The sequence below is a fragment of the Brevibacterium sp. CCUG 69071 genome (assembly GCF_021023135.1).
In the GTDB taxonomy this organism is placed as follows: Bacteria; Actinomycetota; Actinomycetes; order Actinomycetales; family Brevibacteriaceae; genus Brevibacterium.
In genome coordinates this window covers 1,133,717-1,147,382 of record NZ_PGFV01000001.1, presented here as the reverse complement: position 1 = coordinate 1,147,382, position 13,666 = coordinate 1,133,717, and the positions used below count along the sequence as shown (strand labels likewise).

General features: G+C 65.3%; 11 protein-coding genes and 1 rRNA gene. 8 read left to right on the top strand and 4 right to left on the bottom strand.

Features of this window, described 5'->3' with window-relative positions:
• Positions 1-118: ribosomal RNA gene (rrf, locus tag CV023_RS05215) — 5S ribosomal RNA — on the top strand; the annotation flags it as partial.
• Positions 119-288: 170 nt separating this feature from the next.
• Positions 289-2,076 carry a BCCT family transporter gene (locus CV023_RS05210; protein WP_230744364.1) on the top strand — a complete coding sequence of 596 codons (1,788 nt, stop codon included), beginning with the start codon at positions 289-291 and terminating at the stop codon, positions 2,074-2,076.
• A gap of 90 nt (positions 2,077-2,166) precedes the next feature.
• On the opposite strand, the gene CV023_RS05205 is transcribed toward CV023_RS05210, so the two are convergent.
• From CV023_RS05205 to CV023_RS05190, 4 genes are all read right to left on the bottom strand, one after another.
• A complete protein-coding gene (locus tag CV023_RS05205; protein ID WP_230744363.1) occupies positions 2,167-3,024 on the bottom strand; it encodes a CPBP family intramembrane glutamic endopeptidase in 858 nt (285 codons plus the stop codon).
• A 270-nt stretch (positions 3,025-3,294) separates the two neighbouring features.
• Positions 3,295-4,857 carry a GMC family oxidoreductase gene (locus tag CV023_RS05200; protein WP_230744362.1) on the bottom strand — a complete coding sequence of 521 codons (1,563 nt, stop codon included), beginning with the start codon at positions 4,855-4,857 and terminating at the stop codon, positions 3,295-3,297.
• A gap of 13 nt (positions 4,858-4,870) precedes the next feature.
• Positions 4,871-6,349, bottom strand: coding sequence for an aldehyde dehydrogenase family protein (locus CV023_RS05195; RefSeq protein ID WP_230744361.1), 1,479 nt, complete (start codon positions 6,347-6,349; stop codon positions 4,871-4,873).
• 654 nt (positions 6,350-7,003) lie between these two features.
• A complete protein-coding gene (locus CV023_RS05190) occupies positions 7,004-8,083 on the bottom strand; it encodes a hypothetical protein (RefSeq protein WP_230744360.1) in 1,080 nt (359 codons plus the stop codon).
• On the opposite strand from CV023_RS05190, the gene CV023_RS05185 reads away from it, so the two are divergent.
• From CV023_RS05185 to recN, 6 genes are read left to right on the top strand one after another with little or no spacing between them, the layout of a single operon-like run.
• Positions 8,015-9,019, top strand: coding sequence for a hypothetical protein (locus CV023_RS05185; protein ID WP_230744359.1), 1,005 nt, complete (start codon positions 8,015-8,017; stop codon positions 9,017-9,019). The two genes, CV023_RS05190 and CV023_RS05185, sit on opposite strands and share 69 nt — an antisense overlap.
• Entirely contained in the window at positions 9,016-9,987 is a 972-nt protein-coding gene (locus CV023_RS05180; protein ID WP_230744358.1) for an HAD-IIA family hydrolase, read from the top strand. The genes CV023_RS05185 and CV023_RS05180 overlap by 4 nt, the downstream gene beginning before the upstream one ends.
• A complete protein-coding gene (locus tag CV023_RS05175; protein WP_230744357.1) occupies positions 9,980-10,207 on the top strand; it encodes a hypothetical protein in 228 nt (75 codons plus the stop codon). The genes CV023_RS05180 and CV023_RS05175 overlap by 8 nt, the downstream gene beginning before the upstream one ends.
• The gene (locus tag CV023_RS05170) at positions 10,204-11,004 is read left to right on the top strand and encodes a TlyA family RNA methyltransferase (RefSeq protein WP_230744356.1); all 801 of its coding nucleotides are present in this window, start codon (positions 10,204-10,206) and stop codon (positions 11,002-11,004) included. The genes CV023_RS05175 and CV023_RS05170 overlap by 4 nt, the downstream gene beginning before the upstream one ends.
• Positions 11,001-11,972 carry an NAD kinase gene (locus CV023_RS05165; RefSeq protein WP_230744355.1) on the top strand — a complete coding sequence of 324 codons (972 nt, stop codon included), beginning with the start codon at positions 11,001-11,003 and terminating at the stop codon, positions 11,970-11,972. The genes CV023_RS05170 and CV023_RS05165 overlap by 4 nt, the downstream gene beginning before the upstream one ends.
• Positions 11,962-13,665, top strand: coding sequence for a DNA repair protein RecN (gene recN, locus CV023_RS05160; RefSeq protein WP_230744354.1), 1,704 nt, complete (start codon positions 11,962-11,964; stop codon positions 13,663-13,665). The genes CV023_RS05165 and recN overlap by 11 nt, the downstream gene beginning before the upstream one ends.
• The last annotated feature ends 1 nt before the right edge of the window (position 13,666 follow it).

The window sequence follows — 13,666 nt, the reverse complement described above, 5'->3', positions numbered from 1 at the left end:
CGGTGGTGATAGTGGTGGGGAAACGCCCGGTTAACCGTTCCGATCCCGGTAGCTAAGCCCATTTCATGCTGATGGTACTGCAACTTGGTGGTTGTGGGAGAGTAGGTGACTGCCGCAATATTTTTTGGAGTGGGTCACCCCCTGTTGGGGGTGGCCCTCTTCGTGTATTCACGGACCATGCGCATCCGCACGCTTCCCGATTTTTATCGCTTCGTAACAACCGCGTTTGCCCCATGGACGCGCACCTTCTGTAGTGTTGGCCGCACATCACTACGGAAGGTTCCGCACATGCTTGATCGACTGCACGATGCGCTGAGACTGCGCACGAACCCCGCGATCTTCTTCTCATCTGCCGCCGTCATCGTCCTCTTCGTCCTCGGGACGATCTTCTTCACCGATCAATTGGACTCCGGCGTCTCCGCAGCCTCCGACTGGCTGCTGACGAACCTCGGATGGTTCTACATCCTCGGTGTCACCGTCTTCCTCGTCTTCCTCATCTACATCGCCGCCTCTCGCTACGGGCGAGCCAAGCTCGGCCCCGACAATGAGGCACCCGAGCACTCCAACGGAGCCTGGTTCGCGATGCTTTTCGCCGCCGGCATCGGCTCGATCCTCATGTTCTGGGGAGTGGCAGAGCCGGTCAGCCACTTCGGCGATCCTCCGCGTGCGTCCCTCGGCATCGAACCGGGTACGGTCGCCGCCGCGACGGACGCCATGAACTTCACCTACTACCACTTCACCCTGCACACGTGGACGATCTTCACGCTGCCGGCGCTGTGCTTCGCCTACTTCATCCACAAGCGCAACCTGCCACCGCGCGTGAGCTCGATCTTCCAGCCCATCCTCGGCGAGAAGATCCACGGTCCCATCGGCAAGTTCATCGACGTCGTCGCCATCATCGGCACCGTCTTCGGCATCGCCGTATCGATCGGCCTCGGCACCCTGCAGATCAACGGCGGGCTCGCTCAGGTCATCGGGATCCCGGAGAACGCGCTGTGGCAGCTCATCATCATCGGCGTCGTCTGCGGACTCGCCACGATCTCGGTCTCACTGGGCCTCGACAAGGGCATCAAGGTGCTCTCGAACATCAACATCGTCATGGCCGTGCTGCTGCTCATCTTCATCGTCGTGCTCGGCCCGACGCTGTTCATGGCCAAGGGCGTCTTCGAATCCCTGGGCACCTACATCCAGTCCCTGCCCGAACTTGCCCTCTGGAATGACACCTTCGCCGATACCGGCTGGCAGAACACATGGACCGTCTTCTACTGGGCGTGGACGATCACCTGGTCGCCCTTCGTCGGCATCTTCATCGCCCGCATCTCACGGGGACGTACGATCCGTCAGTTCGTCATCGGTGTGCTCGCGATCCCCTCGGCCTTCTCGATCCTGTGGTTCGGCGTGTTCGGCTACGCCTCCTTCGACATCGAGTTCAATCAGGGCGGGGGACTCGTCGATCGGGTCGTCGAGCAGGGCGATGTGCCAGGCGCACTCTTCGCCTTCCTCGATCACTACCCGCTCGCGGTGCCGGTCTCGATCATCGCGATCATCCTCGTCGTCATCTTCTTCGTCACCTCGGTCGACTCGGCCGCGCTCGTCGTCGACACGATGAACAACGGACACGAAGACTTCAACCCGCTGCCGCAGAGGATCTTCTGGGCACTGGCGATCGCCGTCGTCACCGCCGCACTCCTTGTCTTCTCCGGCTCAGGCGGGCTCGAGGCACTGCAGTCGACGATCATCCTCGTCGGACTGCCGTTCTTCATCATCGCCTACTTCCAAATCTATGCGCTCATTCGTGCCCTTCGTGAGGACGCCGGCGAGTTGCCTCGGGTCCGGATGCGCCGTTGGAAGAAGGTGCTTCCGCCTGAAGAGGTCGAACGTCGTGAAGACGATGACGACGAATTCGGCCACGAATACGACGACGATGAAGAGTTCGTGTCCAAGCCCGAGGCGGTCGAACCGGCGCCGAAGTTCCGTGATCCCTATGTCGATGCACCGCGCCACAAAAACCCGGCAAAACGGGGGACTCTGGCCGGGCGGACCGGCAGTCGCGGCAAGGATGACGACGCCGGCTGAAGTCGTGTGAGAAACCGCGTCGGAGAGGGCCGCCCCCTGGTTGGGGGTTGCCCTCTTCAAGCTCTCACGCTCTTGGCGGTACGAACGGTTCTAAACTGAGCTCTGGTCGGCGCCGGCATCCGGGACGACTGCTACGGCACGCGCGGACCGTCGCTTCTCGACCTGCCAGACGATGACGATCGCGACCGCTTCGGCGAGGACGAACAGGAGCATATACGGTCCGGCCGCCCCGGCTGAACGGTCCTGAGGGATCCCGCCGCCCGAGGCGAACAGCGACCCGATCACCATGGCGAACACATTGTTCATCGCATGGTAGGCGATCGACGCCTCAAGGCCACGGCTGATCACTGCGATGATGGCGGTGCTCGTACCGAGGCCGAGGTAGTTGACGATCATCCACGGGTCGGCACTGGTATGCAGGGTCGCGAAGAGCACCGACGAAAGACTGACACCGATGACCATCGCGAGCTTGGCCGATCGGGCCCATGATCCGTACGAGGTCATCAGGACACCGCGGAACGTGATCTCCTCGGCAGCCGACTGGAGCGGAGTCGTGATGACGATGATCGCCAGCAGCGCCACCGTCGTTCCGGTGACCGCGAAGGTATCTGCCGACGCCGGGTGAACGGCGTTGACCACGATGTTGAGCGCGATCATGAGAATCGCGAACACACCCGTGTAGGCAAAGAGCCTGCGCATCGAGAATCGTCGTCCAGGTGCCATCACAGCACCCCAGCCGGCACCGGTGAGAGCCCGCAGGGCAAAGACCGCTAGGGGAGCGATGAGGATGATCGAGAGATTGAGCCCAAGGTAGGTGAGAGGAGTGAGCGAGGGATCATTCGGATCCTTGTCGAAGACTCCCACTTCGACCATCGCCGCGGCAGAGAGAAGCACCGTCTGGAACAAGTAGGTTCCGACGATGATAATGACCGTCAGAAGCACGGGCACCCACCACCGCATCTTCAGGTGAGTTCCAAAGGGACGGGATGTGACTGCCGGAGAGCTGTTGCCGGGTGAAACGCTGGTGCCTGTCATGACTGATCCTTTCGTCCGTTTCTCGGGGTCTATTTCGATCACAAACGTTGCCCTAGGGGCAGAGTCAAGGACTTTCGGTCACGACCAGCGAAATCCGACAGACAGAGGGGCCGATGCGTACACGCATCGGCCCCTCGAATCACTCAGCTGTTCGCTGATGCCTCACAGCTGTTCGATGCGACATCACTGCCCGGACTTGATCATCTCCGCACACTTCTCGCCCATCATCATCACGGTGATGTTCGGGTTGACGGTGGTGATCTCCGGCATTGCCGAGGCGTCGACGACGCGCAGACGGTTGACGCCCTTGACCCGCAGCTGCGGATCCAGCGGCGAGGACGCATCATCGGCGGCACCCATCCGGGTCGTGCCCACCGGGTGGTAGACAGTGTTGTGGGTGCGCTCGATGTAGTCGGCGATCTGCTCATCGGTCTGCACATCGGCACCGGGGAACAGCTCCTGGCCGGCCCACTCCTGCATCGCATCCTGGGACACGATCTCGCGTGCCTTCTTGATGCCGGCGACCATGACGCGCATGTCGTGGCCTTCGGGATCGGTGAAGTAGCGGGGATCGACCTTCGGCTTGTCGCGGAAGTCCTTCGAGCGCAGACGCACGGTGCCGCGCGACTTCGCATGCGTGACGTTCGGAGTCAGGCAGAACGTGTTCTCCGCCGTCGGGTAGCCCTGGCGCAGGGTGTGCATGTCGAAGGGCACCGAACCGTAGTGGAACATGAGATCGGGACGGTCCAGTCCCTCCTCGGTGGGGGAGAAGATCCCGATCTCCCACCACTGGGTCGAATCCTCGACCATCGGCTGCTTGGCTTCCCAGGAGATGACACCCTCGGGGTGGTCGGCCAGGTGCTCGCCGACTCCCGGCGAATCCACGCGGACCTCGAGCCCCACCTCGGCGAGGTGGTCCTTCGGGCCGATGCCCGAGAGCATGAGCAGCTGCGGGGTGTTGATCGCACCGGCGGAGACGATGACTTCCTTCTTCGCCTCGATGCGGTTGGTCCTGCCGAAGGCGTTGTTGACCACGTGCACACCGGTGCAGTTGTCGTTCTCGTCGAACTCGAGCTCCTTGGCCTGAGTGTCGGTGAGGATCGTGAGGTTCTCACGGTCGAGGATCGGGTGCAGGTAGGACACCGAGGACGACGAGCGGGTGCCGTCGGCCTTGCGGTTGACCTGGAAGAAGTTCGCACCGTTGATGACGGTCTGACCTTCGTTGAACTGCACGCGCGGGATCCCGGCCTGCTCGCAGGCGTCGAGGAGCGCGATGCCGCAGGGATCGACCGGGGGCACGTTCATCAGGCTCACGGGTCCTCCGTGGCCGTGGTGGTCACCGGGCAGCTCGTTGTTCTCGAGCTTCTTGTACAGACCGAAGGTGTCCTTCGAACCCCATCCGGCGGCCCCGTGCTTGGTCTCCCAATCGTCGAGGTCCTCCTTCGGCGCCCAGAATGCGATGCACGAGTTGTGGGAGGAGCAGCCGCCGAGGACCTTGGCCCGGGCATGGCGCATGTGTGAGTTGCCGTGCTCCTGCTCTTCGATGGGGTAGTCCCAGTCGAAGCCGGACTCGAGGAGTTCCATCCAGCGGTTGAGACGCAGGATGACATCTTCGTCGACGTCGGTCGGACCGGCCTCGAGGAGACCGACGCTGACCTCGGGATCTTCGCTGAGTCGGGCGGCAACGGCGGCACCTGCGGAACCACCGCCCACGACGACGTAGTCAAAGCTGTGGGTAGTCTTCACGGTTCAAGTCTCCTTACTTGGTGTGATCCGGGAACCAACCGGTGACGGCGGGTTCGAGGTTGTGGTAGATGTGCTTGGACTCCTGGTACTCCTCAAGACCGGTCGGCCCGAGCTCACGGCCGAAACCGGACTGCTTGTACCCGCCCCACTCGGCCTGCGGCAGGTAGGGGTGGAAGTCGTTGATCCAGATGGTGCCGTGGCGCAGGCGCTGAGCGACGAGCTGCGATTTGCCCGCGTCCTGGGTCCACACGGCACCGGCGAGTCCGTAGAAGGTGTCGTTGGCGGTCTCGACGGCCTCATCGACGGTGGAGAAGGTCTCGACGGTGACGACGGGACCGAAGGCCTCGTCGACGACCACGGACATTCCCCGATTGACCTGGTCGAGCACGGTCGGCAGGTAGTAGTAGCCGGCTTCGAGTTCGCCCTCGCCCCACGTGCCGCCGCAGCGCAGGCGTGCGCCTTCGGCGATGCCCTTCTCCACATAGGCGGTGACCTTGTCGCGGTGGGCCGCGGAGATCAGGGGACCGGACTCGGCGTTGTCATCGAAGGGCCCGCCGAGGCGGATCTGCTGGGCACGCTCGACGAGACGGTCGACGAATTCCTCGGCGATCGAGTCTTCGACGATGAGGCGGGCTCCGGCGGAGCAGACCTGGCCGGAGTGCACGAAGGCGGCGTTGAGCGCATTGTCCACGGCCGCATCGAAGTCAGCATCGGCGAAGACGACGTTGGGGTTCTTGCCGCCGAGTTCGAGGGCGATCTTCTTGACGGTGGCTGCAGCGTTCTTCGCGAGCAGTCGTCCGGTGATCAGGCCGCCGGTGAAGGAGACCATGTCGATGTCATCGTGCGTCGACAGGGGAGCACCGGCATCGGCACCCGCGCCGAGGATGAGGTTGCCGACTCCGGCCGGCAGTCCGAGCTCCTCGAGGACCTGCATGGTCAGGATCGCGGTGTGCGGGGTGAGTTCGGCCGGCTTGAGGATGAAGGTATTGCCGGCGGCCAGGCAGGGAGCGATCTTCCACGCGGCCTGCAGCAGCGGGTAGTTCCACGGGGTGATGAGCGCGCACACGCCGACGGGTTCGTGGACGATCTTCGAAGCCACGGTGTCCGTGCCGGCGTCGACGACGCGGCCGGCATTGTTGGCGGCGAGTTTGCCGAAGTAGTCGAAGCAGTTCGCGATGTCGTCCATGTCGATCTGCGATTCGACGAAGCGCTTGCCGGTGTCGAGGGATTCGGCACGGGCGAACTCGTCCTTGCGCTCACGCAGGGTGGCGGCGAACTTGAGCAGCAGGTCACCGCGTTCGCTGGTGGGCACCGATGACCAGACGCCGGAGTCGAAGGCACGACGGGCGGCGGCGATCGCGAGTTCGGTGTCGGCCGGGCTGGCCTCGTCCACCTCGGCGACGAAGCTCTTGTCGGCGGGGTTGCGGATCTCCCTGGTCCCACCATTCTGGGCCGAGACCCACTTTCCATCGATGAAGAGTGTGTTGGGCACGATGTCTCCTGTTCCTAGTGGGTGAGGGTCCTGTCGTCACGGCGTGCATCGGGCCAGAGGGTCCGTGTGCGAGGCCGCTGAATTCGGTTCCGGGAATCACGATAGGCGAATCCGGGGGCCGAATGCGCAATCGAATGAATCCGGTCACATTTCTCGGGAGTAGGTGTTAAGGGTGTGAACGCATTCGGATTCGAGAAATTGGAAATCGGCGCAAGATGATTTGCTGTGAATCGTCCTATTGCCGATGCGATGCCGTGAATATGATCGGCTGTTGAAGGGAATGAAGATAGGCACGCGGAAATGCGGAGGTTTTCATCTGCCGCACTTGGTTCTTCCACGTCAGGGTTCATGCGTCCTCTGCTGCTTGAGGCGGGGAGTGATGCCGTGCCGCCGAGCCGATGTGATTCACAGTCGAGAGTTCCGTCCGATTCGCCCTGATTCTAACAGAGCAGGTGAGCGGCGGTCCGGTCTGTTCCGGGGCCTGAGACCGGTGTGCTGCGGCGGTGCGGCGACGTGGTCCCGACCACAGGGCATCGAAGGTGCCTGTGCACTAGAATGGATCGGAAGCATTGAAAAGTCTTTATAGGGAGAATCGTGGCCCAAGGGGATTCGCGAGACAGTCAGCACAACCGCCGCTCCGAGGGCGGTCATCGCTCAGATCGCGACAACAATCGCAGCCGTCAGGATTCCCGCCAGTCGCGGGATGACCGCGGGCCACGTCACTCCGATCGCCGTGACGATCGCCGGGGTGGCTACCAGGGCAATCGTCGCAACGATGATGATCGTCGTGGTGGGTACCAGGGGAATCGTCGGAACGATGATGATCGTCGTGGTGGGTACCAGGGGAACCGTCGGAACGATGACGATCGCCGTGGTGGGTACCAAGGGAACCGTCGCAACGACGATGACAACCGCGGTGGGTACCAGGGCAATCGCCGGAACGACGATGACCGTCGCGGTGGCTACCAGGGGAACCGTCGGAATGACGATGATCGCCGTGGTGGATTCGGCGGAGACCGCAACCGTGACGGTGACCGTCGCGGCGGGTACCAAGGGAACCGTCGCAACGATGATGACCGTCGCGGTGGCTACCAGGGCAACCGTCGTAACGATGACGATCGTCGCGGCGGGTTCCGTGGCGACCGCAACCGTGATGACGACCGCCGAGGCGGTTACCAGGGGAACCGCCGGAACGATGACGATCGTCGCGGCGGCTTCCGCGGGGATCGCAACCGCGATGACACCCGTGGTGGTTACCAGGGGAACCGTCGCAATGATGACGATCGTCGCGGTGGGTTCCGTGGCGACCGCAACCGAGATGACGACCGCCGAGGCGGTTACCAGGGTAATCGCCGGAACGACGATGAGCGTCGTGGTGGCTACCAGGGCAACCGTCGCAACGACGACGATCGCCGCGGGGGATTCCGCGGGGACCGTAACCGCGATGACAACCGCGGAGATCGAGGCGGCCGCGACCGTGGCAGAGCCGACCGGAACAACGACCGTCGCGCATCGCGCAAGACGGACACCGGCGACTACGCACGCGAGCAGCGTGCTCGTCGTCCGCGCATCCAGGAACCCGAAATTCCCGAAGGCGTCACCGGACAGGAACTCGACAAGGAGATCCGCGGTCAGCTGCGTTCCATCGACAAGGAGAACGCGGCGATGGTGTCCAAGCACCTCGTCGCCGCCGGCGGTCTGCTCGACCTCGATCCCGAACGCGCCCATGAACATGCGAAGGCCGCCATGGCCCGCGCCGGCCGAGTTGCCGTCGTCCGTGAGGCACTCGGCATCGCCGCCTACTACGTCGAAGACTACGATGAGGCCGTCCGCGAGCTGCGCACCCACCGGCGCATCTCCGGCTCCAACGAGAACATCGCCCTCATCGCCGATGCGGAGCGTGGACGCGGCAAGCCGGAGAAGGCTCTCGAACTCCACGCCTCGGCGGCCGAGCTCGACCTCGACAACGACACCCGCACCGAGCTCGTCATCGTCGCTGCCGGTGCGAAGTCCGACCTCGAGGATCTGCCCGGAGCACGCCGACTCATCGAAGCCGAGGACTTCACTCAGAAGCCCAGCGGCGCACTCGTCCGTCTGATGTCCGCCTACGCCGAGGTGCTGCGCCTCCACGGCGAAAGCGAGCAGGCCGACAAGTACGAAGAGCTGTCCCGACGGACCGCGAAGGCCACTGGCACCCTCTTCGGCGACGAAGAGCCCGACCCGAACCTCGGCATCGAGATCGAAACCGTCGAGGAGATCCCCGACGAGGTCGAGGAAGCCTCTGACGACGCTGACGAACCTTCGGACGCAATTGAGGACGGCTCGGACGAGGTCGAAGACGCCGATGACGAGGCCGACAGCGCCGCCGAGGTCGACGCGACTGACGAGACAGCGCCCACCGAGACTGCGGCCGCCGAGGCTGCTGACCCCGAAGCCCCGGCGGCTGAAGAGCCCGTGAGCGAAGCTCCGGAGGCCGAAGCACCGCAAGCAAAGGCTCCGAAAGCGTCGAAGACTCATGTCTCCGAAAAGGAACTCAAGTCGGTCAAGGTCTCCGATGACGAGATCGAAGCCGAACTCGACGAGATCCTCGCCGAGGCCGAAGGCGCCGACGACGCAGCCACCGATGCCGCTGCCGAGACAGGCGAGAGCGAGGCCGACGCAGAGCAGTGACCAGCACCGCCGAGCATGCACCCGCAGCCACCAGCACGCCCGAGACCCCGGGCGGGCAGATCGACTGTGTGCTGTTCGACCTCGACGGCGTCGTCTACCACGGCCCCGAGCCGATTCCCGGCGCCGTCGAGGGCATCAACTGGCTCCGCGAGCAGTCGATCCCCGTCAACTATGTGACGAACAACGCCACCCGCACCGCCGAGGTGGTCGCCGCCCACATCACCGAGCTGGGTGTGAGCACCGACGAGTCCGAGGTGACCACCTCGGCGCAGGTGCTCGCCGACTCCCTGCTGCAGAAGTTCGGGGCCGGAGCCCTCATCTACCTCGTCGGCACGACCGGCCTGTCCGCCGCACTCGAAACGGCCGGCCTCCGGATCACCCGCTCACTCGATGACAATCCCGTCGCCATCGCCCAGGGGCTCGACCCCGACATCGACTACCGGGCAATCGTCGCCGTGTGCGAAGCGATCGAGACCGGACTCGAATGGTGGGCGAGCAACCCCGACTACTCGCTCATCGGGCGCCGCAGCAAAGTCCCCGGCAACGGCGCATTCATCGACATGATCTCCCGACTGACCGGGCGAGAACCGACGATCGTCGGCAAACCCTCACCCCACATGATGGAGTACGCGGCCACCCGCCTCGGCGCCCGGCGACCGCTGATGGTCGGCGATCGGCTCGAAACCGACATCGAGGGCGGCAACGCGGCCGGCTACGAGACCGCACTCGTCCTCACCGGCGTCCACGACATCCACGATGCTCTTCGCGCGCCCGCGAAACTTCGTCCGACCTACATTCTGCCGAGCCTGCGCGGCCTCGAACCTCTCATCACCGGCGGGGACCGCGACGAACCGGCACGCGTCGAAGCCGAACTGCGCTCGGCGTGGGAGGCGATCGACGCGGACGAACAGGCAGACATCGCCGACCTCGTGGACCTCGTCACGCTGCCCCGGAGGATCGATGACTGACCCCACGCCCACGCCCGGACCGACACCGACTCCTGGGCCGACGCCGGCTCCCGCGCCGACACCGACTCCCGGACCGACCCCCGCCTCGGTGGCTGGAGACGTGCCCGTCGAATCCTGGCGGGCCGGACTTGCCGAGGCCAAGGAGGCCCCGGCTGCCGAACGCCACGAACAGCTGAGCGCCCTCCTCGACGAACTCGACTCGCAGGTGGGCTCCTTGTGAGCAGACTCGACCGGGAACTCGTCGACCGAGGACTCGTCAACTCCCGTTCCCGCGCGGCCCGCGAGATCGCCGCCGGACGCGTGAGCATCAACGGCACCACCGTGACGAAACCCGCCCACGACGTCGCCGATACCGACGACCTCACCGTCACCGAACCCGACCCTTGGGTCGCTCGCAGCGCCCACAAACTCCTTGGCGCGCTTGAGAGCTTCGAGATGACCGGATCACTGACCGGTCTCACCGCGCTCGATGCCGGCGCCTCCACCGGAGGCTTCACCCAGGTCCTCCTTCATCAAGGAATCACCGAGGTCTGGGCCGTCGACGTCGGCCACGACCAGCTCGCGCCCTCCCTGCGTACCGATGCGCGCGTGCACGTGCGCGAGGGACTCAACCTCCGCGAACTCGGCGCCTCCGACGTCCCGCAGGTCGACCTCGTCGTCGCTGATGTGTCGTTCATCTCCCTGCGCCTGCTGCTGGAACCCCTGCTCGCGGCGACCACCGGGGAACTCCTCCTCATGGTCAAACCCCAGTTCGAACTCGCCCGAGCCTCGCTGGACAAACACGGGGTCGTCGCCGAGGCGAAGAACCGCCGCCGCGCCCTCGACTCGGTCATCGCCGCCGTCGCCGAGCACGACGCCCGGGTCACCGACTTGGCCCCCTCACCACTGCCCGGACCCAGTGGGAACCGGGAGTATTTCCTGCGTGTTCGACCAGGCAGAACCGGCACCGATTCCGATAGGCTCAGCGAAGCGGACATCCCCGGCCACCTGGAGACACTGATGAGAGGAGAGGCATGACCCGGCACATCATGGTGCTCCTGCACCCCCAGCGCGAAGAATCGGCCATCGCCGCGGTGAGCGTGTTCAAGGCTCTCCTCGACGACGGAATCACCCCCGTCGTCCTCGACGAAGAGGTCGTCGACATCGGCACCCGCAGCTCGCGAGCCGACTTCGAGCAGAGCCTGCTGCACCGCTGCGTGGTCATCGCCCCCTCCCAGCTGGCCACCTGGAAGTCCGAATGCGAACTCGTCATCGTCCTCGGCGGCGACGGCACAATCCTTCGCGCGGCTGAACGCTTCCACGGCTCCGGCGTCCCACTTATGGGCGTCAACCTCGGCCATGTCGGCTTCCTCGCCGAAAGCGAAAGGGAAGACCTCGCCGAGGCGGTCCACCGGGCATCCCAACGCGACTACCTCGTGGAGGAACGTCTCGCCCTCGACGTGTCCGTGTGGCACGAAGGGGAGAACATCTTCAATGCTTGGGCGCTCAACGAGGCGACCGTGGAGAAGACCACGAAGTCCCGGATGATCGACGTCGTGCTCGGCGTCGACTCCCGTCCCGTGTCCTCCTTCGGCTGCGACGGCGTCATCCTCGCCACCCCCACCGGGTCGACGGCCTACTCCTTCTCCGCCGGCGGCCCCATCGTCTGGCCCGAGGTCGAGGCCCTCCTCCTCGTGCCCATCTCCGCCCACGCCCTGTTCGCCGAACCCCTCGTCGTCGGCCCGAACTCCCGCCTCGGCGTGGAGATCTCCCAAACCAACCCCGACTTCTCCGCGGTCCTGTGGTGCGACGGACGCCGCGCCATGGAACTGCCCGCCGGTGCCCGCATCGAAGCCCGCCGCTCCGAATCGCCGATCAAACTCGCCCGCCTGCACACCGGCCCCTTCACCGACCGACTCGTCGCGAAGTTCCGCCTGCCTGTCTCCGGCTGGAAGGGACCGATCGAGGAGGCGGGAAGCAGGAGAGGAGGCACGGATGATCTCTGAGCTGCGCATCTCCCATCTCGGCGTGATCGCCGAAGCCGAGGTCGAACTCTCCACCGGCTTCACCGTCGTCACCGGTGAGACCGGTGCCGGCAAGACCATGTTCGTCTCCGCCCTGTCCCTGCTCATGGGCCGCAAGGTCGGCTCCGGGGTCGTCCGCAAGGGCGCGGAGAAGGCCGAGGTCGAAGGCATCTTCTCCGAGGTCACCGAGGCGGTGCGCACCCGCATCGAAGAGGCCGGCGGCAGCGTCGACGAAGAAGCCATCATCTCCCGCACCGTCGCGACCAAAGGCCGGGCCCGGGCCACTGCGGGCGGGCGCACCGTGCCGATCTCCGTGCTCACCGACATCGCCGATGAGCTCATCACCCTCCACGGCCAATCCGAACAGCTCGGGCTCAAAGGTGCCGCCCAACAGCGGCAGCTTCTCGACGCCGCCGGGGGACAGGCCCTCGCCGAGGTGGCCGGCCGTTATCGTGCCGCCTACGACACGTGGCAGGAGACCGAGGCCCGAGTCTCCCGGATCAAGGACTCCACCGCGGCCCGCCGGGAGCGGATCCTGTGGCTGCGCGGCTGCCTCGAAGCCATCGACGCCGTCCGCCCGCAACCCGGCGAGGACGAGACCCTGACCGCGCAGGCTGCGAAACTCGGTGCCGCGGCAGAGATCACCCGGGCCGTCGGCACCGCCCACGACCTCCTCCTCGGCGGGGAACTCGACGACGCCGGAGCCGCTGTCGACCTCGTCCACCAGGCCATCAGCGCCGTGTCCGACGTCGAAGCCTCCGACCCGGAACTGGCCACCATCCGCGAGACCCTCTCCGATTCGGTCCTGCGTCTCTCGGACTCAGCCGCTGAGCTCAGCTCCTACCTCTCCGGCTTCGACGAACTGGGGGAGACCTCCCTCGAGGAGACCGAAGCCCGCCGCGCCGAACTCGGATCGCTGGCCCCCTACGGTCAGGACGTGGCCGAAGTGCTCGACTTCGAGACCCGCTCCGCGGCCGAACTCTCAGAACTCGAAGCCGAAGACCGCGACCTCGACGGCCTCGACGCCGAGCTGGGCGAAGCCCGAGAAGCCATGGAAGCCGCCGGGGCGGCGCTGACCGAGATCCGCACGAGCACGGCCCGGTCGTTCTCGGAAGCCGTGAGCACCGAACTCGCCGCCCTGTCCATGCCCAAGGCCTCCGTGACCTTCGAGATCACCGACCGCGAACCCGCCGCCCACGGCTGCGACGATGTGCGTCTGACTTTCGCCGCGCACGAATCCTCGACCCCCGATGACATCGGCAAGGTCGCCAGCGGCGGTGAGCTCTCCCGCGTCATGCTCGCCATCGAAGTCGTCCGCGCCGAAAGCGAATCCATCCCCACCTACGTCTTCGACGAGGTCGACGCCGGAGTCGGCGGCAAGGCGGCCGTGGAGATCGGCCGACGCCTGGCCAAACTCGCCCAGGGCGCCCAGGTCATCGTCGTCACCCACCTCCCGCAGGTCGCCGCCTGGGCGGACACGCACGTCCACATCGTCAAGGACGATGACGCCGAGACCGTGCGCTCGGGAGTCACGGAACTGAACGATGACGAACGGGTCGTCGAACTCTCCCGGATGCTCGCCGGAATGGAGGACTCCGCCTCGGCGAAGGCCCACGCGGCCGAACTCCTCGACTCCGCCCGGCAGGTCAAGACCGGGTCGGGCAGCCGCGCATGAG